The organism is Streptomyces sp. 1-11 (assembly GCF_007176755.1).
Taxonomy (GTDB): domain Bacteria; phylum Actinomycetota; class Actinomycetes; order Streptomycetales; family Streptomycetaceae; genus Streptomyces.
In genome coordinates this window covers 124,655-149,639 of the sequence record NZ_BJTV01000002.1, presented here as the reverse complement: position 1 = coordinate 149,639, position 24,985 = coordinate 124,655, and the positions used below count along the sequence as shown (strand labels likewise).

The following is a 24,985-nucleotide window of genomic DNA, read 5'->3' as shown; positions in this document are numbered from 1 at the left end:
TTGCGTCTTCGCAGGTCAGCGGCGCTGAGAACGGTTCTCGATCCGGGCGGTCCGGCACGGTCCGGGGCGGGGCCGCCCGTCTACTGGAAGTATCGGCCCTGGTGAACCGGAGGTCACCTCCAGGTACGCCTTCTTCACTGTGCGTAGTGTCCTGTCACTCCAGGTGCGCGCCGGTAAAAGGAGACAACAGGTGTCCGGATCGGCTCGTAGCGTCGCGCTGCAAGCCACGAAAGGACAAGGCATGCGTATCGCAGTCACGACGCCGACCGGGAACGTCGGACGCCACGTCGTCACCATGCTCCTGCGCGCCGGGATCCGCCCGCGGGTGCTGGCACGCGACCCCGGCCGGCTCGACCCCGGGGTCCGGCGCGAGGTGGACGCCGTCGCGGTGGACCAGCGCGACGCGGAGGCGGTCGTCGCCGCCACCGCCGGAGTCGACGCCCTGTTCTGGGTCGACCCCCCGTCGGCCGGTCCGGATCCTCTCGCGGACTACGCCGCGGCCACGAAGAGCGTCGCGAGCGCCGTCGCGGCCAACGGCATCGCCCGGACGGTCTTCCTGAGCAGCGTCGGCGCGGAGAAGCGCCGCGGCGCCGGGGAGATCGACGGCCTCGCGGCAACCGAACTCGCCCTCGACGCCCTCGGCGCCACGGTCACGCACCTGCGCTGCGGCTACTTCTTCACCAACCTGGAGTCCCAGCTCGACGCCGTCCGGGCCGGCGTGATCCCCGTGGTCCTGCCCCTGGACCTGCCGCTCGCGTGGGTCGCGCCGCGCGACGTCGCGGAGGTCGCCGTGGCGCGGCTGCTGTCGGGCGGCTGGTCCGGACGCGGTGTCCAGGCCGTCCACGGCCCGGCCGATCTCACCTGGCCGCAGGCGGCCGCTGTCGTGTCGGCCGCCACCGGCCGCCCGCTGCGCGCGGAGCGCGTCGGCGACGACGAGATGCGGGGACTGCTGCGCGCGTCCGGGAGGCCGGACGGCGTGGTGGAGGCGGTCATGGGGATGTCGACCGGGCTGCGGGACGGCTTCGTGCCGGAGCAGCCCCGGACCCTGCGCAGCACCACCCCCACCACGCTGGGCTCGTGGGCCTACGAGGTCCTCCGTCCCCGGTTGTGAGGGCGGGCGGCGCTGCCCGTGACGGGTCCGGCCGTTCGGTGCGGCGGGCCGGAGCGGCGGGGGCCGCTTCGGGGCGGCCGCACGGGGAACTCGGCCCCGGCAGGAGCCCGGAAGAGGGGGCGGGCCGTCGGCCGGTGCGAGGAGGTGCCGTTTCCGTGGACGACTGGGAGACCCCCGAGGACGTGCGGCTCTCGCCGCGCGAGCGGCTCGCGCTGCTGGAGATCGAGGCGAACCTGCGGCAGGACCGCCGGCTCGCCCACCGCATGCACGCCGCCGCGCACCGGATGGCGGGAGACCGCCGCGGCACCCGGAGCCGGCGGGGCGTGTGGCTTCCGCTGTCCGTCCTCCTGCTGCTCGTGGCGTCCGCCTTCACGGCCGTCGCGGGAGCCCGTACCCAGCAACCCGCGCCGCTGTGGTGCTTCGCGCTGCTGTGGCCGCTCACCCTGGTCCAGGGCTTCCGGCTGCTGTGCCGGATCACCCGCCGTGCCCGGCCCGCCCGCCGGTTCACCCGGTGGCTGTGACCCGGCCGCGGACCGGAGGCGGATCACGGCCCTCCGGCACGGCCGACGTCCCGCGCCCGCCGCCCCTTTCGGCGGGGCGGCGGGCGCATGAGGACACGACCGGGCCGGCCGCGGTGAGCCTGCTCAGCTCTCCTTGCCGCGCCCCGACATCGCGTCCCGCAGCCGGTCCACCATGCCCGCGCCGGGCGCCAGCAGCTTGTTGGCCGGGGGCTTGTCCGGAGCCATCGGGTGCGGGCGGGTCGGCGCGGTCTTCTTGGCCTTGCGCACCTTCTCGCCCAGCTCGTTCAGCGCCTCCGGCGTACAAGACGCCTGGAGCCGCGGGAAGAGGTTCTGCTCCTCGTCGGCCACGTGCGAGCGGATCTCGCTCATCAGCCGGGTGAGGAGCGTGTCGAACTGCGCGTCGTCCGCGCCGAGGCCCTCCAGGTCCTTCATGATGCGCTCGGCCCCGGCATGGTCCTCGAGTTCCTTGTCCGCCAGGGCGCCCCCGCCCTCGACGTGCTCGCGCACCGCCGGGTAGAGGTAGGCCTCCTCGGCCACCGAGTGACGGACCAGTTCGATGGTGGCCTGGTCGGCCAGTTTCTTGCGTTCCTCGCTGCCCGGCGGCAGCGCCTCGATCCGGCCGAAGATCTCCTCGACCTCCCGGTGATCGGTCGTCAGCTCCTGGATGACGTTTCCGCCGTGGCCCATGTCGTTACCTCCTCGGATACGTACGGGGCCGTGTGCGGCCGCCGCTCGTCGCCGCGCCGAGTGCCCCGCCGCCGGACCGCCACACCGCCCGCCGGCGCCGCTCAGCCCTTCGAGTGGCGGCATGCCGCCGTCCGGCCGTCCCCGGACAGCGCCCACTCCCACCAGTGGTCCAGGACGCGCGCGGACAGCGCGTCCGCGCCGATCACCGCCGGCCAGCCCACCGCCTCCGCCTGGGCGCTCACCTTGGCGCCGCCCGCCACCGGGTCGACGGCGATCACCGGGGTGCCGGTGCGCAGGGCGAGCACCAGGCCGTGCAGCCGGGTGGTGACCACCAGGTCGAGCCGGGAGACCAGGGCCAGGAACTGCTCGGCCGTGGCGCACAGCCGCCAGTCGTCCCTGGCGAGCCGGGTGTCGGCGGACAGGCGCACACAGTCCTTGGCGGCGAGCCAGCCGGTGAGACGCTCGTTCACCCGCTCGTGCCTGCGGCGCTCGCCGTACTCGCCCTGGCCGTGCGACAGCAGCAGGCCGGCCACCGGGGGCAGCGCGCCCACCGGGGCCGCGGCGGCCAGGTCGCGCCGGGCGGGCGCCGGGGTGCCGTCCCGGGGCACGACCTCGTGGAAGCCGGTGACCGCCGGATCCGCCGGGTCGATCACGCTGACCCCGGCCGCGAGTCGCCGACAGTTCCCGAACTTTTCATGGAGCGCGGCGACTTGCGGCCCGTGCAGCGGGCCGCAGACGAACAGGAGGGTGTCGTACGCGCCCGGGTCCGCCGTCTCCAGGGACAGCGCGTCCGGCCGGAAGCCGGGGCTCCAGGCGGTGTCGTGCCGGACGCCCGCCCGGTCCAGCACCGCCGACGCGTGCCGCTGCGCCAGGACGTCCCCGGCCGTCGCCTCCCCGTGCAGGAAGCTGAACCAGCCGGTGAGGAGCAGCCGCCGGGGCGGAGGGCCGGGCGGCCGCAGCAGGCGCAGCAGGACGTCCGGTATCTCGTCGTCCATGGGCGTCTCCCGGGGCGGGCGATGGTCTTGAGTCGCGCAAGTACCCGGCATTCCGGACAATAAGGTACAAGGTATGAAACCAACTGGCATGGGAACACAATTGCCAGTGCCGTCCAGCCAGCGGCGGCCGACGAGGGCGGTCCTCCCGATCAGCGGGGACCCGGCCCCCACCGTCTTCCATCACAGTCCCGCTCGACGAGCCGGCGACGAGGCCGGCCGGGCCGCACACACGCGCCGAACGCCCGCCTTCCAGCGGCGTTCCGGGCGCACCGGCGAGCCCGGCGACGCGGATGACGTGGACTAAGGACGAGCCTCCATGACTGGTGAGACCCTCGCGGTGCCCTGGCGCCGTGCCGTCGTGACCGGCGGCGCCGGCTTCCTGGGCTCCCATCTGTGCGAACGGCTGCTGGATTCGGGCGCCGAAGTCGACTGTGCCGACAACCTGGTCTGCGGCCGGCGGGAGAACGTCTCCCACCTGGAGGGGCGGCCCGGCTTCCGCTACGTGCACTGCGACGTCAGCGCGCCCGACTGCCCCCGTCTGCTGCCGGGGCCGTACGACCTGGTCCTGCACTTCGCCTGCCCGGCGTCGCCCGCCGACTACCTCCGGCTGCCGCTGGAGACCCTGGACGCGGGCAGCCTCGGCACCCGCAACGCCCTGGCGATCGCCGGGCGCGACGGCGCCCGCCTGCTGCTGGCCTCCACCTCCGAGGTGTACGGCGACCCGCTGGTGCACCCCCAGCACGAGGGCTACTGGGGCAACGTCAACCCGGTCGGCCCGCGCAGCGTGTACGACGAGTCCAAACGGTTCGCCGAGGCGCTCGTCACCGCGCACGCCGGCACCCACGGCACCGACGCCGGGATCGTCCGGCTGTTCAACACCTACGGGCCGCGCATGCGCGCCCACGACGGACGGGCCGTGCCCACCTTCATCAGCCAGGCCCTGGCGGGCGAACCGCTCACCGTGACCGGCGACGGCAGCCAGACCCGCTCGCTGTGCTACGTCGACGACACCGTCGACGGGGTGCTGAGGGTGGCGGCCAGCCGCTCGGTGCGGCCCGTGAACATCGGCGGCGCCGACGAGATCACCATGGCGGACCTCGCCCGCCGCGTGGTCGCCCTGACCGGATCGCGCTCACCGATCGCGTTCGTCGACCGGCCCGTCGACGACCCCGGCCGGCGCCGCCCGGACACCGCCCTCGCGCGCGAACTGCTCGGCTGGTCGCCCCAGGTGCCCTGGGAGGAGGGCCTGAAGCAGACGATCGCCTACTTCACCGCCCTGTCCCCGCAGGAGCGGGCCCGGCCCCCACGGGAGCCCGGCCCGCCACCGGGCGGACAGGCCCCGCCCCCGGACGAGGAGCCGGCCACGCAGACCTGACCACGCCACCGCACGCCGCCCAGGAGACAGCGCATGCACGTCCTCGGTATCAACGCACTCTTCCACGACCCCGCCGCCGCCCTGGTGACGGACGGCAAGGTCGTGGCGGCGGCGGAGGAGGAACGGTTCTCCCGTCGCAAGCACGGCAAGCGGCCCCTTCCCTTCTCCGCCTGGGAACTGCCCGGCCTCTCGGCCCGCTGGTGCCTGGAACAGGCCGGCCTGACCCCGTCCGACCTGGACGCCGTCGCCTACTCCTACGACCCCTCGCTGGCCCGCCCCGCCGAGCGGATGGGCCTGCACGACCCCTGGGACCACCTGCGCCAGGAGTACGCCCGCCGGGCCCCCGGCTTCCTCGCCGAGGCGCTGCCCGGCCTGGACCCGGCCAAGGTCCGCTTCGTCCCGCACCACGTCGCGCACGCGGCCTCCGCCGGACCCGTCTCGCCGTACCCGGACTGCGCGGTACTCGTCCTGGACGGCCGCGGCGAGTGCGGCTCCCACCTGGCGGGCCGCTACACCAACCGCGAGCTGACCGTCCTCGGCGCCCAGGAACTGCCCGACTCCCTGGGCCTGTTCTACGAGGACCTCACCCAGCACCTCGGATTCCTGCGCAGCAGCGACGAGTTCAAGGTGATGGCGCTGGCCTCCTACGGCACCCCGCGCTTCGCCGGCCGGCTGCGCGAGTACGTCGGGTCCGACGACGGGGGCGGCTTCCGGGCCCGCCCGGTGCCCTGGGCCTCCCTCGTCCCGCCGCGCGAGGCGGGCGGAGCCTGGAGCCAGGACCACGCCGACCTCGCGGCCAGCGCCCAGCTCTGCCTGGAGGAGACCGTGCTCGCCCTGGCCCGGTGGCTGCGCGAACGCACCGGCGAGGACGCCCTCACCATGGCCGGCGGCGTCGCTCTCAACTGCGTCGCCAACACCCGCGTCTGGCGCGAGAGCGGCTTCCGGCACGTGTGGGTGCAGCCCGCCGCCGGGGACGCCGGCACCGCCCTGGGCGCGGCCGCGCACGTGGCCGGCCGGAAGGACACCCTGGAGCCGATGCCGACCGCCGCCCTCGGCCGCGGCTGGAGCGACACCGAACTGCGCGACTGGCTCGAACGGGCCGCGGTGCCCTACGAGGAGCCCGCCGACATCGCCGAGACGGCCGCCGAGGCACTGGCCGCCGACGGGATCGTGGCCTGGTTCCAGGGCCGCGCCGAGTACGGGCCCCGCGCGCTCGGCCACCGCTCCCTGCTGGCCCACCCCGGGCACGCGGCCAACGTGGAACGGCTCAACGCGGTCAAGGGACGCGAGGAGTTCCGGCCGGTCGCACCCATGGTCCTCGCCGAACGCGCCGCGGAACTGTTCGACGGGCCCCTGCCCAGCCCGCACATGCTCTTCGTGCACGAGGTGGCGGCCGGCTGGAAGGGCCGCATCCCGGCCGTGGTGCACGTCGACGGCACCGCCCGCATCCAGACCGTGGACCGCGGCCAGGAGCCGCTGGTGGCCCGCGTGATCGACGGGTTCGAGCGGCGCACCGGCCTGCCCGTGGTGGTCAACACCAGCCTCAACACCGCCGGTCGGCCGATGGTGGACGACCCCCGGGACGCCCTGGAGTGCTTCGGCTCCGCCCCCGTCGACCTGCTGGTCCTCGGCCCGTTCGCCGTCCGCCGCGGAAAGGCCTTCGCATGAGCGCCGCCCCCGCCTACACCGTCGTCGTACCGACCGTCGGCCGCCCCTGTCTCGCCGAGTGCCTGCGCGCGCTGGCCGCGGCCCAGGGCCACCCGCCGCACGAGGTGATCGTCGTGGACGACCGGCCCGCCACCGACCCCGACACCGGCCTGCCGCTGGAGTCCGCCGGTCTGCTCCTGGACCGGGTACGGGCCCTGCACACCGGAGGCAAGGGCCCGGCCGCCGCCCGCAACGCCGGATGGCGCACCGTCCGTACCCCCTGGACCGTCTTCCTCGACGACGACGTCCAGGTGCTGCCGGACTGGTCCCGCAGACTCGCCGAGGACCTCCGGGCGGCCGGTGAGCACGTCGGCGGCATCCAGGGGCGGCTGCGTGTCCCGCTGCCCCCGGACCGCCGGCCCACCGACTGGGAGCGGACCACCAAAGGCCTGGAGAACGCGGCCTGGGCCACCGCCGACATGGCGTACCGGACCGCCGCGCTCATCCAGGTCGGCGGCTTCGACGAGCGCTTCCCGCGGGCCTTCCGGGAGGACGCCGACCTCGCCCTGCGCGTCGAGCGGGCCGGCTGGGCCCTGCACCGCGGCACCCGCCTCACCCGGCACCCGGTCCGCCCCTCCCAGTGGTGGGCCTCGCTGCCCGCACAGCGCGGAAACGCCGACGACGCCCTGATGAGCCGCCTGCACGGACGCGACTGGTGGGCCCGCGCCCAGGCCCCCCGGGGACGGCTGCCGGGGCACGTCGCCGTGACCGGCGCCGCGCTCGCCTCCGCCGTCCTCGCGCTCGCCGGCCGCCGCCGCGCCGCCGCCGTCTGCGCGGCCCTGTGGACGCTCGGCACGGCCGAGTTCGCCCTCGCCCGGATCCGGCCCGGCCCCCGCACCGCCCGCGAGATAGCCGGGATGCTCGGCACCAGCGTGCTCATCCCCCCGCTCGCGGTACGGCACTGGCTGCGCGGAGCCGTCCGCCACCGGGGCGCCGTCCCCCTGGGAGGCGCCGCGTGAGCACGGCCCGGCCGCCCCTCGGCGCCGTCCTGTTCGACCGCGACGGCACCCTCGTCGCGGACGTCCCTTACAACGGCGACCCCGACCGGGTCCGCCCGCTGCCCGGCGCCGCCGAGGCGGTGGCGCTCGCCCGCGGCGCCGGGCTCGCCACCGCCGTGATCAGCAACCAGTCGGGCATCGGGCGCGGCCTGCTCACCGCCGAGCAGGTCCGCGCCGTCAACGAGCGGGCGGACGAACTCCTCGGCGGCCTCGGCGCCTGGATCTACTGCCCGCACGCCCCGGAAGCCGGCTGCGCCTGCCGCAAGCCCCGCCCGGGCCTCGTCCTCGCGGCCGCCGCCCGCCTGCGCGTCCGCCCGGACCGGTGCCTGGTGATCGGCGACATCGCCGCCGACCTGCTGGCCGCCCGGGCTGCGGGCGCCCGGGGCGTGCTCGTTCCCAACGCGGCCACCGCGCCCGCCGAGGTGCGGCGCTTCGCCGCGCAGAGCGCCCCCGACGTCCTCACCGCGGTGTGCACGGCGCTGGGCGCACCGGCGCGCGACGGCCACGCCCAGGACGGGAGGCGGTCCACGTGAAGACGCTCGTCGTCCGGCTCGACAGCTTCGGGGACGTGCTCCTCGCCGGTCCCGCCGTGCGAGCCGTCGCCGCGCACTGCGCGCACGTGGCCATGCTGTGCGGGCCGCGCGGCGCCGAGGCCGCCCGGCTGCTGCCCGGCGTCGACGAGGTGCTGGTGTGGGAGGCCCCCTGGGAGGGCTTCGACCCGCCCCCCGTCGACGCCGCCGGCATCGGCGCGCTGACCGAGCGGCTGCGCGAGGCCGCCTTCGACTCCGCCCTGATCCTCACCTCCTTCCACCAGAGCCCCCTGCCGACCGCGCTCGTGCTGCGCCTCGCGGGCATCGGGCACATAGGCGCCGACAGCACCGACCACCCCGGCCGGCTGCTGGACGTCCGCCACCGGCGGCGGGCGGGCCGGCACGAGACCGAGGCGGCCCTGGACACCGCCGCGGCCATGGGCTTCCCGCTCCCGGCCCACGACGACGGCCGCCTGCGGGTCCTGCCGCCGCCGGACACCGACGCCCTGACCGGCCACGGCCCCTACGTGGTGCTGCACCCCGGCGCTACCGCCCCCGCCCGCGCCTGGAGCCCCCACCGTTGCGAGGAGGCGGTCGCGCTGCTGGCCGACGCCGGGCACCGCGTCGTCGTCACCGGCGGGCCGGACGAGACCGCACTCACCCGCCGGGTGAGCGCCGGCCTGGCCGTGGACCTCGGCGGCCGGACCACCCCGCGCACCCTGGCCGGCGTGCTGCGCACGGCCGACGTCGTGGTGAGCGCCAACACCGGCCCGGCCCATCTGGCGGCCGCGGTCGGCACCCCCGTCGTGTCGCTGTTCGCGCCCGTGGTCCCGGCCGGCCGCTGGGCGCCCTATGGCGTCCCCGTCATCCTTCTCGGCGACCAGTCGGCGCCGTGCGCGGACACCAGGGCGCTGGTCTGCCCGGTGCCCGGCCACCCCTGCCTGGACGAGGTCACCGGACAGGACGTGGTGCGCGCGGTCCACAAGCTCATCCAGGAGCGGCAGTCATGAACATCCTCGTCTGGCACGTGCACGGATCCTGGCTCACGGCCTTCGTGCAGGGCCCGCACACCTATCTGGTCCCGGTCACCGAGGACCGCGGGCCGGACGGCCTGGGCCGCGCTGTCACCTGGGACTGGCCCGGCACGGTGCTCGAACGGACCCCCCGGGAACTGCGCGACGCCCGCATCGACCTCATGGTGCTGCAGCGTCCGCACGAGATCGACCTCGCCCGGCGGTGGACCGGCCGCCGGCCCGACGTCGACGTGCCCGCCGTGTACGTCGAGCACAACAGCCCCGACGCCTCCCCGGAGCGCCAGCCCCATCCGCTCGCCGGGCAGACCCGGATCCCCGTCGTCCACGTCACCCACTTCAACCGGCTGATGTGGGACAACGGCAGGGCCCCGACCGAGGTCGTGGAGCACGGCGTCATCGACCCCGGCCACCGCTGGACCGGCACCGAGCGCCGCGCCGCGGTCGTGGTCAACGACCCCGTGCGCCGGGGCCGCACCACCGGAACCGACCTGCTGCCCCGGTTCGCCCGCTCGGCGCCCCTCGACGTCTTCGGGATGCGCACCGAAGGGCTCGCCGGACACCTCGGCCTGCCCGCCGCACGCTGCCGCGTCCGGGACCTGCCCCAGAGCGAGCTGCACCGGGAGATGGCCCGCTGCCGGCTGTACCTGCACCCGGTGCGCTGGACCTCGCTCGGCCTGTCCCTGCTGGAGGCCATGCTCCTGGGCATGCCGGTGGTCGCCCTGGACACCACCGAGGTCCGCGAGGCGGTACCCGCCGGCGCCGGCGTGGTCTCCAACCGGCTCGACGTCCTGGAGGACGCCGTACGGACGTTCCTCGCCGAACCCGAGCACGCCCGCCTGACCGGGCGGGCGGCCCGCGCCGCGGCGCTGGCCCGCTACGGAGAGCGGCGCTTCCTCGACGACTGGGAGCGCCTGATCAAGGAGGTCACCCGATGAGCCGCACACTGTCCCCGGCCGGGCGCGTCGCCATGGTCTCCGAGCACGCCAGCCCCCTGGCCGCGCTCGGCGGACCGGACGCGGGCGGCCAGAACGTGTACGTGGCGCAGGTGGCCCGGCAGCTCGCCAGGAAGGGGTACCGGGTCACGGTGTACACCCGGCGGGACTCCACCGGCCTGCCGGACCGGATGACCCTCATCGACGGCGTCCAGGTGGTGCATGTGCCCGCCGGACCGCCCGCGCCCGTGCCCAAGGATGAACTGCTGCCCCACATGGCGGAGTTCGGGGCCTTCCTGGCCCGGCAGTGGGCCGCCGACCCGCCCGACGTGGTGCACGCCCACTTCTGGATGTCGGGACTCGCCGCCCTGACCGGGACCCGGGGCCTGGGCATCCCCGTCGTGCAGACCTACCACGCCCTCGGCACCGTCAAGAAGCGCTACCAGGGCGCCGACGACACCAGCCCGCCCGAGCGCCTCGCGATCGAGGAGGCCGTCGGCCACGAGTGCGCGCGGATCATCGCCACCTGCTCCGACGAGGTGGCCGAACTGCGGGCCATGGGGCTGCCGGAGGACCGCGTCACGGTCGTGCCCTGTGGAGTGGACCCCGACCAGTTCGCGCCGTCCGACCGCCCGCGGACCCTGCCCGGCGGCCGCCGGCGGCTGCTCGCCGTGGGCCGGCTCGTGCCCCGCAAGGGCTTCGACCGCGCCATCCGCGCCCTCGCCGGGATACCCGACGCCGAACTCCTGGTCGCCGGCGGGCCCGAGGCGGACCTGCTGGGTGCCGAACCGGAGGCACGGCGGCTGCACGCCATCGCCGGCGAGTACGGCGTCACCGACCGGGTGACCCTGCTCGGCGGGGTCGGCCGGACCCGGATGCCCCGCCTGATGGCGGGCGCCGACCTGGTGCTGTCGCTGCCCCGCTACGAGCCCTTCGGCATCGTGCCGCTCGAGGCCATGGCCTGCGCCACCCCGGTCGTCGCGACCGCCGTGGGCGGCCAGCTCGACACGGTCGTGGACGGCGCGACCGGTGTCCTCGTCCCGGCCGACGACGACCACCACCACCTCGGCGCCGTCGTCCGCGGGCTGCTGGCGGACCCGGACCGGCTCGGCCGCCTCGGCGCCGCGGGCCGCGAGCGGGTGCTGGCCCACTACACCTGGGACCGCGTGGCCGACGGCGTGGCCCGGGCGTACGGCGCCGTGTCCTCGATGCCCTCGCTCTCGGAAGTCGTCCGATGAAGGGAGCCGTCCGATGAAGACCGTCACCGACACCGCTCACTGCGACGATCTGATGAAGGCCCTGGAGACCTTCCGCGAGCAGGGCTCCCTCATCGAACGCTGGGGCGCCGAACTGGCCCGGCGGCTGAGCGCGGGAGGCCGGCTGCTCGTCGCGGGCAACGGCGGCAGCGCCGCCCAGGCCCAGCACCTCACCGCCGAGCTCGTGGGCCGCTACCGCGACGACCGCGCGCCGTTCTCCGCGCTCGCCCTGCACGCCGACACCTCCTCCACCACCGCGATCGCCAACGACTACGGCGTCCAGGAGGTGTTCGCCCGCCAGACCGCCGCGCACGGCCGTCCCGGCGACGTGCTGATGCTGCTGTCCACCAGCGGCGCCAGCGCCAACCTGCTGGCCGCGGCCGACCGTGCGCACCGGCTCGGCATGACCGTCTGGGCGCTGACCGGCCGGGCCCCGAACCCGCTGCACCTGGCGGCGGACGACTCGCTGTGCGTGGACGCGCCGGTGGCCGCCACCGTGCAGGAGCTGCACCTGGTCGCGGTGCACATGCTCTGCGAGTCCTTCGACCAGGCGGTCGCAAGCGGCGAGCCGGCCGCGACGGCGCGTGCGGCGGACCACCCGGCGGACGCCCGGGACGACGGCCGGCCCGCCACCTCGCACCGGGGCGACGGCCGGCCCGCCCCTTCGCACCGGGGCGACGGCCGGCCCGGCGCCAACGGGCGGGCGGGCGCCCGGACGGAAGGCCGGGTGGACGGCGCCCGGCCGGACGGCCCAGGCGGCCCCGCGGCCCGCCCCGCCGGCCTGCCGGTGGGCCCGCGCACCGTGGGTACCCGGCCGCGTCGCGCGGAAGGAGACGCATGAACACCCCCCGTACCCCGCTGGTCGTCGTCGGGGACGCGCTGCTCGACCACGACCTGTGCGGCCGGGCCGAGCGGCTCGCTCCCGACGCGCCCGTGCCGGTGGTGCACGGCGCCCGGCGCAGCTCCCGCCCGGGCGGCGCGGCCCTCGCCGCCTGCCTGGCCGCCGCCGACGGCCGCCCGGTCACCCTCGTCACCGCCCTCGGCGACGACGGGTCCAGCGGCGTCCTGCGGGACCTGCTGGCCGGGCGCGTCGACCTGGTCGAGCTTCCGCTGGACGGCGAACTCAGCAGCAAGACACGGGTGCTCGCCGGAGACCGGCCGCTGCTCCGCCTCGACGACGGCGACGGACGCGCCCGCGGGGCGACCCGGACCGCCGCGGCCGCGGTCCGCGCGGCGGACGCCGTCCTGGTCGCCGACTACGGCCGGGGCACCGCCGAGGTGCTGAGCGAGGCGCTGGCCGGCGCCGCCGCGCGGGTGCCCGTGGTGTGGGACCCGCACGTGCGGGGCGGTGCACCGGTGCCCGGCGTGCGGCTCGCCACCCCCTCCGCACCGGAGGCCCGGGCGCTCACCGGGCGGCTGGACGGCGACCCCGGCGCCGAGCCCGGCGACGGGGGCGTGCTGCGTACCGCCGCCCGGGACGCCGGCGCGCTCGCCCGGGCCTGGCGCGCGCACGCCGTCGCGGTCACCCTGGGCGAACGCGGCGCGCTGCTGTCGTACGGCGAGAACCCCCTGCTGGTGCCGGCACCGGCCACCGCGGCGGGCGACCCCTGCGGGGCCGGGGACCGGTTCGCCGCGTCCGCCGCCGGGCTGCTCGCCGACGGCGCGCTCACCGAGGCGGCCGTGCAGGCCGCCGTGCACGCCGCCACCCGGTACGTCGCCGAGGGCGGCGCCCGCGCGGTCGCCGTGCCCGAGGCGCCGGACACGCCACCGGAGCGGCCGGCCGGCGAGGATCCCGCGGCCGGCGCCCGGCGCACCGCCGCACGGGTCCGGGCGGCGGGCGGCACCGTGGTCGCCGCGGGCGGCTGCTTCGACCTGCTGCACGCCGGCCACGTCGCCCTGCTGCAGGCCGCGCGCCGGGCCGGCGACTGCCTGATCGTCTGCGTCAACTCCGACGACTCCGTGCGCCGGCGCAAGGGCGGCGGCCGCCCCCTGGTCCCGGCGGCCGACCGGGTCCGCGTGCTGACCGCGCTGGAGTGCGTCGACGCGGTCGCCGTCTTCGACGAGGACACACCGGAACGCGTCCTCGGCGAGCTGCGTCCGCACATCTGGGCCAAGGGCGGCGACTACGCCCGGACCCGGCTGCCCGAGCAGCCGCTGGTGGAGAGCTGGGGCGGCCAGGTCCTGCTGCTGCCCTACCTCGACGGCCGTTCCACCACCGGCCTGGCGCGCCGCGCGGCCCTGGCGCCCGCCCGCACCGCTGGGCCCGCCCGGTGACCCGCGCGCCACGCCCGCCGTCCGGGGGGCGGCTCCGGTGAGCCCCGCCCCGCGCCCCCCGACCGTGCTGGTGCTGCGCGCCCTGGGACTCGGCGACCTGCTCGCCGGGGTGCCCGCGCTGCGCGGCATCCGGCGGGGCTTCCCCGGGCACCGGGTGGTCCTCGCCCTGCCGCCCGGACTGACCGACACAGCCCTGTCCACCGGGGCGGTCGACGCGGTCTTCCCGGCGGAGGCGCCGGGCCGGGCGGTGCCCTCCCTCGCCCACTGGCCGGGCCCGCCCCCGGACGTCGCGGTCGACCTGCACGGCAACGGCCCCGAGAGCCGTGACGCGCTGGCCGCCCTGCGCCCGCGCCGCCTGCTCGCCCACGCCCTGCCGGACGCCCCGCCCTGGCGGCCGCACGTCCACGAACGGGACCGCTGGTGCGGCTTCCTGCGGGCCCACGGCATCCCGGCCGACCCCCTCGACCTGCGTCTGCCCGTTCCGTCCACGCCGTCCCCGGCACCCGGCGCGGTCGTGGTGCACCCCGGGGCCGCGTCCGGCTCGCGCCGCTGGCCGGGGGAGCGGTTCGCCGCCGTCGTGAGGTGCCTGCGCGCGGCCGGACACCGCGTGGTGCTGACCGGCGGCCCGGGGGAGGACGCCCTCGTGCGGTACGTCGCCGAGCGCGGTGGCAGTCCCGCTTCCGACGTGCTGGCCGGCGGCCTGCCGCCGGCCGAGCTGTCGGCGCTGGTCGCCGGGGCGTCCCTGGTGCTCAGCGGCGACACCGGCATCGCCCACCTCGCGGTGGCCCACGGCACCCCGTCGGTCACCCTGTTCGGGCCCGTCTCCCCGCGGCTGTGGGGGCCGCCGCCCGGCGGCCCGCACCTGGCCCTGTGGAAACCGGGCCCGCCCGGGGACCCGCACGGCCGGAGCCCGGACGCCCGGCTGCTGCGCATCCACACCGGCGAGGTCGCCGCCGCCTGCCTGCTGCGGCTGCGCGGCCGGCCGGCCCGCACCGCGGCGCCGGGAGCCTTCGGGACGGGGGTGGCGGCCCGTGTGCGCTGACCCGGTCACCGGACCCACCCGCCGGACCACCGCCGGACCCGACCCCAGGATCACGGTCGCCGTCATCACCCGCGACCGGTCCGTGAGCCTGCTGCGCACCCTCGACGCCCTGGCCGCCCTGCCCGAACGGCCGCCCGTGATCGTCGTGGACAACTCCCGCGACGACACCACCCGCAGGGCGGTGCACGGCCACCCCGCGGTCAGCCGCCTGCTGCGGCCGGCCGCCAACACCGGCGCCCTCGGCCGCAACCTGGCCGTCCGGCACGCCCGCACCCCCTACGTCGCCTTCAGCGACGACGACTCCTGGTGGACGGCCGGCTCCCTGCGCCACGCGGCCGACCTGCTCGACCGGCACCCCCGGCTCGGCCTGCTCGCCGCCCGCACCCTGGTCGGCGAGCGGGGCGCCGAGGACCCGCTGAACGCCGTGCTCGCCGCCTCGCCCCTGCCCCGCGAACCGGACCTGCCCGGCCGCCCGGTGCTCGGCTTCCTCGGCTGCGCCTGCGTCGTGCGCCGGGAGGCCTTCCTCCGCGCCGGCGGCTACCACCCGCTGCTCTTCTTCGGCGGCGAGGAGACCCTGCTCGCCTACGACCTCGCGGCCGACGGCTGGGGCCTCGCCTACGAACCCGCCCTGTGCGCCCGCCACCACCCCGGCCCCGAGGGACGCACCGGCCGCGCCGGCCTCGTCCGGCGCAACCACGTGCTCACCACCTGCCTGCGCCGCCCGTGGCCCGTCGCCCTGCGCGCCGGGGCCGACCTGGCGCTGGCCGCCGTCGCCGCCCGGCCCGGCGCCCGCCGGGCCCTGCGGGAGACCCTCGCCAGGCTCCCCGCCGCCGTCGCCCGGCGCCACCCCCTGCCCCCGCACGTCGAACACGCCGCGCGCCTGCTCGACCGGCATCCCGACGGAGGGCCCCGATGACCCGCGCCCAGCCGCGGGAGAACCCGGACGGCCGTACGACCGTGGTTCTGATCACCCACGACCGCCGTGAGGAACTCCTGCGCACCCTCGCCCGCCTCCGGCGGCTGCCCGAGCGGCCCCGGGTGATCGTCACCGACAACGCCTCGGCCGACGGCACCGCCGACGCCGTCGCACGGCACTTCCCGGAGATGACCCTGCTGCGGCCCGGCCGCAATCTCGGCGCCGTCGGCCGCAACCTGGCGGTGCGCCACGTCCGCACGCCCTACGTCGCCTTCTGCGACGACGACTCCTGGTGGGAGCCGGGCAGCCTGCGCCGCGCCGCCGACCTGCTCGACACCCGGCCGGGCCTCGCGGCCGTCACCGCGCGGATCGTCGTCCAGCCGGACGGCACCGAGGATCCCGTCGTGCGCGAGCTGCGCGAATCGCCGCTGCCGGGCCCCGGCTGGCTGCCGGGCCCGGCGCTCGGCTCGTTCCTCGCCGCCGCCACCGTGCTGCGCACCGACGCCTTCCGGGCCGGCGGCGGCTTCCACCCCGGGCTGTGGCTCGGCGGCGAGGAGGAACTGCTCGCCTGCGACCTGCTCCGGCAGGGCTGGTGGCTCGCCTACGCCGAGGAACTCACCGTCCACCACCAGGCGTCCCCGCTGCGCGACAGCACCGCGCGCCGCGTCCTCGGGATCCGCAACACGCTGTGGTTCACCTGGCTGCGCCGCCCCCTGCCGTCGGCCCTGCGCCGCACCGGGCACCTGATGCGCACGGTGCCCCGCGACGCCGCCTCCGCGCGCGCGTTCGCCCGCGCCACCGCCGGGCTGCCCTGGGTGCTGCGCCAGCGCGACCCGGTGCCGCCGGAACTGGAGCGGCGGCTCGCCGCGCTGGAGCGGGCACGCCGGACGTCACCGGCCCGGCGGTACGTCGGATAGGCCACGGGGCGGGCGCGCGGGGACCGCGCGGGCGGTCCGGCAGGAGCGCCGGCGAGCACGGCGGCCCGCCGGCCCGGCCGGCCTGCGACACGCCCGGGGAAGCGTCGTTGCTTCGGGCACCCCGGGGCGGCACAGTGGTCCCCTCCCCGGTCAAGAAGCGGCTGGCCGAGCCCTCCCTCCCAGGAAGTGCCCCGCGCATGGAAAAAGGCCAGCTCCCCGCTGCCCCGCTGCTGCTCCGAGCCGTCCGCGACACCCGCCCCGAGTCCGGGCCGGTCACCCTCCTCAAGGCACGCGGCACGGTCGACGCGTCCAACGCCACGGAGTTCTCCGAAGCCCTGGCCGAGCACCTGCGCCGGTCAGACGGCGCCGGGGAACACCTCGTCCTGGACATGACCGAGGTGTACCTGGCCAGCGCCGTCGCGGTGCGCTCGCTGGACCGGGCCACCGGCCGGCTCGCCCTCTCCGGCCGCTGCCTGCCCATCGTGCAGCCCCGGCCCCATGTGCGCGAGGCGCTGCGGCTGGCCGGCCTGCCGGGCGTCCGGGTGCACGCCACGACGGCGTCCGCCCTGGACTCCCTCCCGGCGGGCGAACCGGCCCGGCCCGGCGGCCCCCGCTGACGCGAATCCCGGGCCCCGGCCCCCGCGCGGTGCGGTTGAGGGCCGGGCACCGAGCGTGCAAGGTGGTGGTCCAAGGTCAGGAAGAGGCCTTTGCGGATATTTTGAGGCTTTGTGACGTCCTGGTGTGGTGATGCCGTGAAATTCTCCTCCGCCCGCCCGGGCGCACCGGCCCCTCTCGTCATCGAGTCGTCCCTGGTGGAGGGGCTGCCCGCCGAGGGCGCCCTTCTCCTGCGCATGTCCGGCAGCCTGAGCCCGGACGGCGCCGAGGCCTGGTCGGACGAGCTGCGCGGCCACCTGGAGGAGGCCGACCGCGCCGGACTGCGGCCGGTTCTCGACATGGCCCATGTGCAACTGGGCGGCGCCGCCGTCCTGCACGCGCTGAGCGAGACCACCCGGGTCCGCGCCGGACGCCCCGACCTGATCATCATCCGGGCCCGTCCCGGCGTGCGCGAGGCCGTGCACCTCGCCCGCCTCGACGGCGTACGCCTGTACGCCACCCTCGACGAGGCGCTGCGGGAGCTGGCGCGGGCCACCTCCCCGGTCGAGGACCTGCCGGCCTGGCGCTCGCAGATGTCCGACCCGTGGCGCCCGTCGTACGAGGACCTGCACAAGGAGGTGCGGGCGCTGCGGGCCCGGGTGCGCACCGCCCCGGTCATCGGCATGGCGCAGGGCACCCTGATGGCCCGCTACGGCCTGCCCGACTCCGGCAGCGCCTTCCGGGTGCTGCGCGAGGCCTCCCAGCGGTTCAACGTGCCGCTGCGCGTGCTGGTGTCCGCCGTCGTGGTGGCCCGGCCGCCGGACGGCGAGGTGTGGTTCCCCGGCCGCCGCTCCCTGCCGGTGCCGCAGTTGCGGATCCTCGTCCGCGAAGGCCGGGACCCGCGCTGCCGGCGGCAGATGATCGACGCGGTGCTCCACGAGGCGCTGGCCGCCGGCCGGGCCACCGCCGGGTACGTGCGGTTCGTGGACCCCGCGGTGAACGCCCTGACGCTGGAGACGCACTACGGCTGTGACGAAAGGTTTCTGGACCACCTCGTCCGGGGCCAGGACGAGGGCATGGCCGACGCGGCCGCCCGGAGCCGGGGCCGCCGGGTGAGCGTGCCCGACGTGGCGGCGGAGCCGCTGCTGTCCGACGAGGTCAGGCACGCGCTGCTGGCCACGGACACCCGCGCCCTGCACTGCGTTCCCGTGGTCTCCGCCGCCGGGTCCTGCACCGGCGTGATCACCCTGCACTGGCCGGAGGCCGGTCACCTGCCGGCCGGCGCCCGCGCCGAGATCCTCGACGTGCTGGCCGCCGACACGGCCGCCTGGCTGAGCTGGTACCACCGCTCGGTGCTCCTGGACGCCCTGGAGCACCTGCACAGACTCCTGACCCGCCGCGCGCCCTGAACCGGCCGGCGTGCGTCACCCGTGGACCCCTGGGAACCCGGACCTCGCACACGGCACGTACACCCGAAGGGAGCCCGGCGCATGTCCAATCCGCAGCAGCCCGAACAGCGGCGCAGTGACAAGGGGGGCGCCACCCCGCAGGACAGCGGTGAACTGAAGGCCCGCCAATCGGCCGGACGCGGCGCGGAAGACCGCCCGCACGGCTCCGACAAGGGCCGCAAGGGCGGGGGAGAGGGCGGCGGGGTGCCCCCGGCGCAGCAGCCCGAGCACCCCTGATCCTCCACGAGGCCCGCGAACCGTCCATCCCGGCCCCGCAGGCGTCGCCGCACGCCCGCGGGGCCGCTTCCCGGCCGGGGTCGTCCCGGTGACCGCCGGGCCGGCAGCCGTTAGGCTCCGGAGCATGCGGATCTCGGTCTCCTCCGACATGGACGAACCCGTGGCCCGGCACCTCGTCGAGGAGCTGCGCCGGCGCGGCCACGAGGTGCGCGAGCACGGCGCGCTGCGGCCCGGCGCCGACCCGCAGTGGGCGGTCTGCTCCGAGGCCGCCGCCCGGGACGTCGCCGACGGCACGGCCGATCAGGCGGTGGTGTGCTGCTGGACCGGCACCGGCGCCTCCATCGCGGCCAACAAGGTGCCGGGCGTCCGCGCGGCGCTGTGCACGGACGCGGGTACGGCCGAGGGGGCGCGGCGCTGGAACGACGCCAACGTCCTGGCGCTCGGCCTGCGCCTCACCTCCGTGCCGGTGCTGGGCGAGATCCTCGACGCCTGGTTCGCGGCCGAGCCCAGCCAGGACCCCGAGGACCTGCGCAACGTGGCCCGCGTCGGCCGCCTCGACGCCGCCAGGAAGGACTCCTAGCGGCGGGTACGGGGGGTACGGCGGGCAGGCACGGGCCACGTGCCGGGAATCTCGTCGGGTGGGCGGGTGTCGGGTGCGGGGTGCGGTGCGGTGTCAGTGGGCGCCCAGCCCGCCGCCGCCGAAGGAACCGCTCGACCCCTTGCTCCAGCGCGGGCGGTCCTTGGACTCGCTCGGCCTGGTGTCAAGGTTGCTCAGTTCGTACGGTGTGAGCGGGCGGCCGCCCGGGGGAGTGACGGGAACCTCCTGCGATTCCCGGTTCTCCCGGACTTCGTGCACCGCGCCCTCGGGTGGCAACTGCGGTTGCTCCTCGGGGCGCGGCCGGGGGGACTCGCGGTACTTGACCCGGGAGTTCATCCAGAAGCCGCCGGCGAGCAGCGCGAGCAGGCCCACGGCTATGAGGAAGAGCACCAGGCTCATCAGGCCGCTCGCCGCGGCCAGCTGCATCTGTGCGGTGTCCATAGCTCAGGGATACCCGCCCAGAACTGGACGAACCGGACACCTTGGGTGGTCGTCCGTCACCCTGGGCGACCCGTCCGCGCGGATGCCTCGCAACCCTTGCCGTACAAGGGTTTGCCCGCTCGGGGCCCGGCTACCCGCCGGGTGTGACGTCGCCGACGCAGCAGCAGCTCTACCGGTTCCTCGAGGACCGGTTCACCTGCGCCCAGGCGTGCGCGGAGTGCGCCAGGACCAGTGCGGTGCGCGCGAGCCTCCTGGACCCGGACGGCACCGAGCGGCAGGAACGCGTACGGCGGCTGGGGATCATGTGCGCCGAGGTGTGCGACGCGACGTGCCGCACGCTGTCCGAGCAGAGCCCCCAGGACGAGGACGGGATCAGGGTGCAGCTCGAGTGGTGCCGCTCGGTCTGCCTGGAGTGCGCCCACGCCTTCGCGGAGCACCCCGGCGCCGAGTCGGCCGCGGCGGTGTGCCGCGCCTGCGCCGTGGCGTGCACGGACTTCATGGTGGCGCTCGACTGAGCCGGAGCGGCCCGCGGCCGTCAGGGTCCCGTCAAAGCGGGGCGCGCTGCCGTAAGGGAGCCGTCAACGGCGGCGGCGGACGGCCGCGCACGCGGTTTCCTCTAAGCGTCCGACGCAAGACGCACCTCACTCCAGGAGTTCGCGATGGCCGATCTGGCCTTCGTCTTCACCGCGCTCGCGGGTTTCGCGCTGGTGGCCCTAGTCGCCAAGGGGGTCACGAAGCTGTGACCGCCGAGAACACGGTCGGCCTCGTCGTGGCCGTAGCCCTGCTGGGATATCTCGTCCTCGCCCTGATCTTCCCGGAGAGGTTCTGACGGTGACACCGGCTGTTGTCGCAGCGGGCGACATGGGCCCCGTAACGGCAGGCGTGCTCCAGCTGCTCGCCCTGACGGGGGCGCTGGCGCTCGTCCACATTCCCTTCGGCACCTACATGGCCCGGGTCTACTCCTCCGACAAGCACCTCCGGGTGGAGAAGTGGATCCACAAGGGCATCGGCGCCGACCCCGACACCGAGATGGCCTGGCCCGCGTATCTGCGCGCGGTCCTCGCCTTCTCGGCCGTCGGCGTCCTCTTCCTCTACCTGCTGCAGCGACTGCAGGGCGTCCTGCCCGGCTCGCTCGGCTTCTCCTCCGTCGGCCCGGCGCAGTCGTTCAACACCGCCGTGTCGTTCGTGACCAACACCAACTGGCAGTCGTACTACGGCGAGCAGACCATGGGGCACGTCGTGCAGACAGCCGGCCTCGCCGTGCAGAACTTCGTCTCCGCGGCCGTCGGCATGGCCGTCGCCGTGGCCCTCGTCCGCGGGTTCACCGGATCCCGCACCGGTCGACTCGGCAACTTCTGGTCCGACCTGGTGCGCGGCACCCTGCGGATCCTGGTGCCGGTCGCCGCCCTCGCCGCCGTGGTCCTGGTGGCCTGCGGCGCGATGCAGAACTTCTCGGGCATCCACGAGGTGGGCCAGTTCATGGGCGGCTCGCAGCAGTGGAACGGCGGCGCGGTCGCCTCCCAGGAGGCCATCAAGGAACTGGGCACGAACGGCGGCGGCTACTTCAACGCCAACTCCGCCCACCCCTTCGAGAACCCGACCCCGTTCACCAACCTCTTCGAGATCTTCCTGATCCTGCTGATCCCGTTCTCGCTGACCCGCACCTTCGGCGTGATGGCCGGCAGCACCAGGCAGGGCTACGCGCTCCTCGCCACGATGGCCGCCATCTGGCTCGGCTTCACCGCCCTGATGATGTGGACCGAATTCGCGCACCACGGACCGGCGTTGCAGGCGGCCGGTGCAGCGATGGAGGGCAAGGAGGTGCGTTTCGGCGTCGGCGGCTCCTCGATCTTCGCGGTGGCGACCACGCTCACCTCGACCGGTGCGGTGGACTCCTTCCACTCCTCCTTCACCGGTCTCGGCGGCGGCATCGCCATGCTCGGCATGATGCTGGGCGAGATCGCGCCCGGCGGCACCGGCTCCGGCCTCTACGGCATGCTGATCATGGCCGTGATCGCGGTGTTCATCGCCGGTCTCATGGTCGGCCGCACACCCGAGTACCTGGGCAAGAAGATCGGCGCCCGCGAGATGAAGCTCGCCGCCTGCTACATCCTCGTCACCCCCGCCCTGGTGCTGGTCCTCACCGCCGCCTCCATGGCCCTGCCGACCCCCGGGCACTCGATGCTCAACCCGGGCGCGCACGGGTTCTCCGAGGTGCTGTACGCGTTCACGTCGGCGGCGAACAACAACGGTTCGGCCTTCGCCGGCCTGAACGCGAACACCGACTGGTTCAACACCACGACCGGGCTCGCGATGCTGCTCGGCCGGTTCCTGCCCATGGTGTTCGTCCTCGCGCTGGCCGGCTCGCTCGCCGGGCAGCGGCCGGTGCCGGTCACCGCGGGCACCCTGCGCACCGAGAAGCCGCTGTTCGCCGGGCTGCTGGTGGGCGCGATCCTCATCATCACCGGTCTCACCTACTTCCCCGCCCTGGCGCTCGGCCCGCTCGCGGAAGGGCTGGCGTGATGACCACCCGCACCAAGAAGCCAGAGGACCCGATGTCCACAGTCACACCCGCCCGGGCGCCGCACGGCGACCTCACCACCCCGCACCGGCCCGGCCCGGGCCGCGTCGGAGCGGGCCTGTTCGAACCCGGGCAGTTGGTCAAGTCCCTGCCGGAGGCGCTTCGCAAGCTGCACCCGCGGGTGATGGTCAAGTCGCCGGTGATGTTCGTGGTGTGGACCGGCTCCGTGCTGACCACGGTCTTCTCCTTCACGGACCCGGCCGACTGGTTCGGCTGGACGATCAGCGCCTGGCTGTGGCTGACCGTGGTCTTCGCCAACCTCGCGGAGGCGGTCGCCGAGGGCCGGGGCAAGGCCCAGGCCGACACCCTGCGCAAGGCCAAGACCGACACGGTCGCGCGCCGGCTCCTCGGCGACGGCGCGGAGGAACGCGTCCCGGGCGCCGCGCTCACCGTCGGCGACCTCGTCGTGTGCGAGGCCGGTGACGTCATACCCGGTGACGGTGACGTCGTCGAGGGCGTGGCCTCCGTGGACGAGTCGGCGATCACCGGCGAGTCCGCCCCGGTGATCCGCGAGTCCGGCGGCGACCGGTCCGCGGTGACCGGCGGAACGAAGGTGCTGTCCGACCGGATCACCGTCAGGATCACGACGAAGCCGGGCGAGACCTTCATCGACCGGATGATCGGCCTGGTCGAGGGGGCCGCCCGGCAGAAGACGCCCAACGAGATCGCGCTGAACATCCTGCTGGCCTCGCTGACCATCGTCTTCCTGCTGGCCTGCGCCACCCTGCCGCCGTTCGCCGGCCACGCGGGCGCGCACCTGACGACGGTGGTCCTGGTGGCCCTGCTGGTCTGCCTGATCCCGACCACCATCGGCGCGCTGCTCTCCGCGATCGGCATCGCGGGCATGGACCGGCTGGTGCAGCGCAACGTCCTGGCGATGTCCGGGCGTGCGGTCGAGGCGGCCGGCGACGTCTCCACCCTGCTGCTGGACAAGACCGGCACCATCACCCTCGGCAATCGGCAGGCCGCCGAGTTCGTGCCCGTCCAGGGCGCCACCGAGGCCGAGGTCGCCGACGCGGCCCAGCTGTCCTCGCTGGCCGACGAGACGCCGGAGGGCCGTTCCGTCGTCGTCCTCGCGAAGGAGAGGTACGGGCTGCGCGAACGCCACCAGGGCGAGCTGGCGCACGCCGAGTGGATCGCGTTCACCGCCCAGACCCGCATGTCGGGCGTGGACCTGGACGGACGCAGGGTCCGCAAGGGCGCCGCCGCCTCGGTCATGGCCTGGGTCGAGGAACGCGGCGGCAGGACCGCCACGGACGCGGCCACCGTCGCCGACCGCATCTCCGCGGCGGGCGGCACGCCGCTGCTGGTCGCGGTCGACGACGAGCGGGGCGCCCGCGTCCTCGGTGTCGTCCACCTGAAGGACGTCGTCAAGGAGGGCATGCGGGAGCGGTTCGCGGAACTGCGCCGCATGGGCATCAGGACGGTCATGATCACGGGTGACAACCCGCTGACCGCGAAGGCGATAGCCGAGGAGGCGGGCGTCGACGACTTCCTCGCCGAGGCCACCCCCGAGGACAAGATGGCCCTCATCAAACGGGAGCAGGCCGGCGGCAAGCTGGTCGCCATGACCGGCGACGGCACCAACGACGCGCCCGCGCTGGCCCAGGCGGACGTCGGCGTGGCGATGAACACCGGCACGTCGGCCGCCAAGGAGGCCGGGAACATGGTCGACCTCGACTCCAACCCGACCAAGCTCATCGAGATCGTCGAGATCGGCAAGCAACTCCTCATCACCCGTGGCGCGTTGACGACGTTCTCCATAGCCAACGACGTGGCGAAGTACTTCGCGATCATCCCGGCGCTGTTCGCCGCGGTATACCCGGGCCTGGACAGGCTGAACGTCATGCGGCTGTCCTCGCCCGACTCCGCGATCCTGTCCGCGGTCGTCTTCAACGCGCTGATCATCGTCGCGCTGGTGCCGCTCTCCCTGAAGGGCGTGCGGTACCGGCCGGTCGGCGCCGACCGCATGCTGCGCCGCAACCTCGCCGTCTACGGCGTCGGCGGCCTCGTGGCGCCGTTCATCGGCATCAAGCTCATCGACCTGCTCATCTCCCTCATCCCCGGAATCGGCTGACCGCCATGACCAACTCCTTCGTGAACACCGCCCGGCTGCTGGGCGCGGGCCTGCGTGCGCTGCTCGTGCTGACCCTGGTCACCGGCGTCGTCTACCCGCTGGCCGTCACCGGCGTCGCCCAGAGTCTTCTCCGCGGCGCCGCGAACGGCTCCGAGATCGAGGCGGACGGCAGGGTCGTCGGCTCGTCCCTGATCGGGCAGTCCTACGACCTGCCCCCGAAGAAGGGCCGGCAGACCCCGGAACCGGACCTGAGATGGTTCCAGGGCCGCCCGGCCGACGGGCTCGGCGTCAACACCCTCAACAGCCGGTACAAGCTGATCCTCTCCGGCGCGACCAACCTGGCCGCCGACAACGAGGTCCTGGCCGATCGGGTCGAAGCCGCCAAGGCGGCCGTCGTGAAGGACAACTCGGTGCCCGGGTACACCGTGGACCCCGCGGACGTGCCCGCGGACGCGGTGACCTCCTCCGGCTCCGGCCTGGATCCGGCCGTCTCCCCGCGGTACGCCGAACTCCAGGTGCACCGGGTCGCCGCGAGGAACGGCCTGCCGGTCGAGCGGGTCGAGAGGCTGGTCGGGGAGCACACCGAGGGCCGCACCCTGGGCTTCATCGGGGAGCCCCGGGTGAACGTCCTGGAGCTCAACGTCGCGCTGCGGGAGCTGACGGCGAACCGGTGACGGCGGCGTGCGGCCGGTGCCGGGCCCGGCACCGGCCGCA

26 protein-coding genes are annotated in these 24,985 nt (G+C 75.5%); 23 read left to right on the top strand and 3 right to left on the bottom strand.

All coding sequences use genetic code 11. The annotated features are described in order from the left end of the window. The first annotated feature begins 241 nt into the window (after nucleotides 1-241). Both TNCT1_RS04940 and TNCT1_RS04935 read left to right on the top strand, forming a co-directional pair. A complete protein-coding gene (locus TNCT1_RS04940; protein WP_143628634.1) occupies nucleotides 242-1,111 on the top strand; it encodes an NAD(P)H-binding protein in 870 nt (289 codons plus the stop codon). Nucleotides 1,112-1,266: 155 nt separating this feature from the next. Beyond that, a complete protein-coding gene (locus tag TNCT1_RS04935) occupies nucleotides 1,267-1,632 on the top strand; it encodes a DUF3040 domain-containing protein (RefSeq protein WP_143628632.1) in 366 nt (121 codons plus the stop codon). 123 nt (nucleotides 1,633-1,755) lie between these two features. Here TNCT1_RS04935 and TNCT1_RS04930 read toward each other — a convergent pair whose 3' ends face one another. Next, nucleotides 1,756-2,319, bottom strand: coding sequence for a hemerythrin domain-containing protein (locus TNCT1_RS04930; RefSeq protein ID WP_143628630.1), 564 nt, complete (start codon nucleotides 2,317-2,319; stop codon nucleotides 1,756-1,758). Between the two features lie 101 nt (nucleotides 2,320-2,420). Further along, nucleotides 2,421-3,314 carry a polysaccharide pyruvyl transferase family protein gene (locus TNCT1_RS04925; protein ID WP_143628628.1) on the bottom strand — a complete coding sequence of 298 codons (894 nt, stop codon included), beginning with the start codon at nucleotides 3,312-3,314 and terminating at the stop codon, nucleotides 2,421-2,423. 316 nt (nucleotides 3,315-3,630) lie between these two features. Here TNCT1_RS04925 and TNCT1_RS04920 point away from each other — a divergent pair, with 316 nt between their 5' ends. From TNCT1_RS04920 to TNCT1_RS04845, 16 genes are all read left to right on the top strand, one after another. Continuing rightward, the gene (locus tag TNCT1_RS04920; protein ID WP_143628626.1) at nucleotides 3,631-4,689 is read left to right on the top strand and encodes an NAD-dependent epimerase/dehydratase family protein; all 1,059 of its coding nucleotides are present in this window, start codon (nucleotides 3,631-3,633) and stop codon (nucleotides 4,687-4,689) included. Nucleotides 4,690-4,722: 33 nt separating this feature from the next. After that, the gene (locus TNCT1_RS04915) at nucleotides 4,723-6,357 is read left to right on the top strand and encodes a carbamoyltransferase C-terminal domain-containing protein (protein WP_143628624.1); all 1,635 of its coding nucleotides are present in this window, start codon (nucleotides 4,723-4,725) and stop codon (nucleotides 6,355-6,357) included. After that, nucleotides 6,354-7,355, top strand: coding sequence for a glycosyltransferase family 2 protein (locus tag TNCT1_RS04910; protein ID WP_143628622.1), 1,002 nt, complete (start codon nucleotides 6,354-6,356; stop codon nucleotides 7,353-7,355). Before TNCT1_RS04915 ends, TNCT1_RS04910 begins: the two co-directional genes overlap by 4 nt. Continuing rightward, nucleotides 7,352-7,927, top strand: a complete 576-nt coding sequence (locus TNCT1_RS04905; RefSeq protein ID WP_143628620.1) for an HAD-IIIA family hydrolase — start codon at nucleotides 7,352-7,354, stop codon at nucleotides 7,925-7,927. The genes TNCT1_RS04910 and TNCT1_RS04905 overlap by 4 nt, the downstream gene beginning before the upstream one ends. Further along, nucleotides 7,924-8,934, top strand: coding sequence for a glycosyltransferase family 9 protein (locus TNCT1_RS04900; protein WP_143628617.1), 1,011 nt, complete (start codon nucleotides 7,924-7,926; stop codon nucleotides 8,932-8,934). Before TNCT1_RS04905 ends, TNCT1_RS04900 begins: the two co-directional genes overlap by 4 nt. Further along, complete coding sequence (locus tag TNCT1_RS04895) at nucleotides 8,931-9,893, top strand: glycosyltransferase (protein ID WP_143628615.1); 963 nt, start codon at nucleotides 8,931-8,933, stop codon at nucleotides 9,891-9,893. The genes TNCT1_RS04900 and TNCT1_RS04895 overlap by 4 nt, the downstream gene beginning before the upstream one ends. Further along, nucleotides 9,890-11,128: a glycosyltransferase gene (locus TNCT1_RS04890; protein WP_143628613.1), complete on the top strand. Its 1,239-nt coding sequence runs from the start codon at nucleotides 9,890-9,892 to the stop codon at nucleotides 11,126-11,128. The genes TNCT1_RS04895 and TNCT1_RS04890 overlap by 4 nt, the downstream gene beginning before the upstream one ends. Nucleotides 11,129-11,141: 13 nt before the next feature. Continuing rightward, entirely contained in the window at nucleotides 11,142-11,987 is an 846-nt protein-coding gene (locus TNCT1_RS04885) for an SIS domain-containing protein (protein ID WP_143628611.1), read from the top strand. Next, a complete protein-coding gene (locus tag TNCT1_RS04880; RefSeq protein WP_143628608.1) occupies nucleotides 11,984-13,420 on the top strand; it encodes a PfkB family carbohydrate kinase in 1,437 nt (478 codons plus the stop codon). The genes TNCT1_RS04885 and TNCT1_RS04880 overlap by 4 nt, the downstream gene beginning before the upstream one ends. A gap of 37 nt (nucleotides 13,421-13,457) precedes the next feature. Then, nucleotides 13,458-14,462: a glycosyltransferase family 9 protein gene (locus TNCT1_RS04875; RefSeq protein WP_235902345.1), complete on the top strand. Its 1,005-nt coding sequence runs from the start codon at nucleotides 13,458-13,460 to the stop codon at nucleotides 14,460-14,462. After that, nucleotides 14,452-15,378: a glycosyltransferase family 2 protein gene (locus TNCT1_RS04870; protein WP_143628604.1), complete on the top strand. Its 927-nt coding sequence runs from the start codon at nucleotides 14,452-14,454 to the stop codon at nucleotides 15,376-15,378. The genes TNCT1_RS04875 and TNCT1_RS04870 overlap by 11 nt, the downstream gene beginning before the upstream one ends. Then, entirely contained in the window at nucleotides 15,375-16,295 is a 921-nt protein-coding gene (locus tag TNCT1_RS04865) for a glycosyltransferase family 2 protein (RefSeq protein ID WP_143628602.1), read from the top strand. Before TNCT1_RS04870 ends, TNCT1_RS04865 begins: the two co-directional genes overlap by 4 nt. Nucleotides 16,296-16,492: 197 nt before the next feature. After that, nucleotides 16,493-16,912 (top strand): STAS domain-containing protein, encoded by a 420-nt coding sequence (locus tag TNCT1_RS04860; RefSeq protein WP_143628600.1) that lies wholly within the window; start codon nucleotides 16,493-16,495, stop codon nucleotides 16,910-16,912. Between the two features lie 135 nt (nucleotides 16,913-17,047). Continuing rightward, complete coding sequence (locus tag TNCT1_RS04855; RefSeq protein WP_235902343.1) at nucleotides 17,048-18,298, top strand: ANTAR domain-containing protein; 1,251 nt, start codon at nucleotides 17,048-17,050, stop codon at nucleotides 18,296-18,298. An 81-nt stretch (nucleotides 18,299-18,379) separates the two neighbouring features. Then, nucleotides 18,380-18,574, top strand: a complete 195-nt coding sequence (locus TNCT1_RS04850) for a hypothetical protein (protein ID WP_143628598.1) — start codon at nucleotides 18,380-18,382, stop codon at nucleotides 18,572-18,574. 124 nt (nucleotides 18,575-18,698) lie between these two features. Beyond that, on the top strand, nucleotides 18,699-19,154 hold the full coding sequence (locus TNCT1_RS04845) for an RpiB/LacA/LacB family sugar-phosphate isomerase (RefSeq protein WP_143628596.1): 456 nt from the start codon (nucleotides 18,699-18,701) through the stop codon (nucleotides 19,152-19,154). Between the two features lie 93 nt (nucleotides 19,155-19,247). Here the strand turns inward: TNCT1_RS04845 and TNCT1_RS04840 are convergent, their stop codons facing one another. Then, complete coding sequence (locus tag TNCT1_RS04840) at nucleotides 19,248-19,613, bottom strand: DUF6479 family protein (protein WP_235902341.1); 366 nt, start codon at nucleotides 19,611-19,613, stop codon at nucleotides 19,248-19,250. Between the two features lie 143 nt (nucleotides 19,614-19,756). Between TNCT1_RS04840 and TNCT1_RS04835 the strand changes: the two genes are divergently transcribed. From TNCT1_RS04835 to TNCT1_RS04815, 5 genes are all read left to right on the top strand, one after another. Further along, the gene (locus TNCT1_RS04835; RefSeq protein WP_143628594.1) at nucleotides 19,757-20,128 is read left to right on the top strand and encodes a ferredoxin; all 372 of its coding nucleotides are present in this window, start codon (nucleotides 19,757-19,759) and stop codon (nucleotides 20,126-20,128) included. Nucleotides 20,129-20,352: 224 nt separating this feature from the next. After that, nucleotides 20,353-20,442 carry a K(+)-transporting ATPase subunit F gene (gene kdpF / locus TNCT1_RS04830; protein ID WP_037775329.1) on the top strand — a complete coding sequence of 30 codons (90 nt, stop codon included), beginning with the start codon at nucleotides 20,353-20,355 and terminating at the stop codon, nucleotides 20,440-20,442. Nucleotides 20,443-20,474: 32 nt separating this feature from the next. Continuing rightward, nucleotides 20,475-22,136, top strand: coding sequence for a potassium-transporting ATPase subunit KdpA (gene kdpA / locus TNCT1_RS04825; protein WP_143629376.1), 1,662 nt, complete (start codon nucleotides 20,475-20,477; stop codon nucleotides 22,134-22,136). 32 nt (nucleotides 22,137-22,168) lie between these two features. Continuing rightward, a complete protein-coding gene (gene kdpB, locus TNCT1_RS04820) occupies nucleotides 22,169-24,271 on the top strand; it encodes a potassium-transporting ATPase subunit KdpB (RefSeq protein ID WP_174266151.1) in 2,103 nt (700 codons plus the stop codon). A gap of 5 nt (nucleotides 24,272-24,276) precedes the next feature. Next, the gene (locus TNCT1_RS04815; protein WP_143628590.1) at nucleotides 24,277-24,945 is read left to right on the top strand and encodes a potassium-transporting ATPase subunit C; all 669 of its coding nucleotides are present in this window, start codon (nucleotides 24,277-24,279) and stop codon (nucleotides 24,943-24,945) included. The last annotated feature ends 40 nt before the right edge of the window (nucleotides 24,946-24,985 follow it).

Coding starts and splice junctions, on each gene's coding strand:
- TNCT1_RS04940 (WP_143628634.1), top strand. CDS start 242: ATGCGTATCGCAGTCACGACGCCGACCGGGAACGTCGGACGCCACGTC.
- TNCT1_RS04930 (WP_143628630.1), bottom strand. CDS start 2,319: ATGGGCCACGGCGGAAACGTCATCCAGGAGCTGACGACCGATCACCGG.
- TNCT1_RS04925 (WP_143628628.1), bottom strand. CDS start 3,314: ATGGACGACGAGATACCGGACGTCCTGCTGCGCCTGCTGCGGCCGCCC.
- TNCT1_RS04920 (WP_143628626.1), top strand. CDS start 3,631: ATGACTGGTGAGACCCTCGCGGTGCCCTGGCGCCGTGCCGTCGTGACC.
- TNCT1_RS04915 (WP_143628624.1), top strand. CDS start 4,723: ATGCACGTCCTCGGTATCAACGCACTCTTCCACGACCCCGCCGCCGCC.
- TNCT1_RS04910 (WP_143628622.1), top strand. CDS start 6,354: ATGAGCGCCGCCCCCGCCTACACCGTCGTCGTACCGACCGTCGGCCGC.
- TNCT1_RS04895 (WP_143628615.1), top strand. CDS start 8,931: ATGAACATCCTCGTCTGGCACGTGCACGGATCCTGGCTCACGGCCTTC.
- TNCT1_RS04890 (WP_143628613.1), top strand. CDS start 9,890: ATGAGCCGCACACTGTCCCCGGCCGGGCGCGTCGCCATGGTCTCCGAG.
- TNCT1_RS04885 (WP_143628611.1), top strand. CDS start 11,142: ATGAAGACCGTCACCGACACCGCTCACTGCGACGATCTGATGAAGGCC.
- TNCT1_RS04880 (WP_143628608.1), top strand. CDS start 11,984: ATGAACACCCCCCGTACCCCGCTGGTCGTCGTCGGGGACGCGCTGCTC.
- TNCT1_RS04865 (WP_143628602.1), top strand. CDS start 15,375: ATGACCCGCGCCCAGCCGCGGGAGAACCCGGACGGCCGTACGACCGTG.
- TNCT1_RS04860 (WP_143628600.1), top strand. CDS start 16,493: ATGGAAAAAGGCCAGCTCCCCGCTGCCCCGCTGCTGCTCCGAGCCGTC.
- TNCT1_RS04850 (WP_143628598.1), top strand. CDS start 18,380: ATGTCCAATCCGCAGCAGCCCGAACAGCGGCGCAGTGACAAGGGGGGC.
- TNCT1_RS04845 (WP_143628596.1), top strand. CDS start 18,699: ATGCGGATCTCGGTCTCCTCCGACATGGACGAACCCGTGGCCCGGCAC.
- TNCT1_RS04840 (WP_235902341.1), bottom strand. CDS start 19,613: ATGGACACCGCACAGATGCAGCTGGCCGCGGCGAGCGGCCTGATGAGC.
- kdpA (WP_143629376.1), top strand. CDS start 20,475: ATGGGCCCCGTAACGGCAGGCGTGCTCCAGCTGCTCGCCCTGACGGGG.
- kdpB (WP_174266151.1), top strand. CDS start 22,169: ATGTCCACAGTCACACCCGCCCGGGCGCCGCACGGCGACCTCACCACC.
- TNCT1_RS04815 (WP_143628590.1), top strand. CDS start 24,277: ATGACCAACTCCTTCGTGAACACCGCCCGGCTGCTGGGCGCGGGCCTG.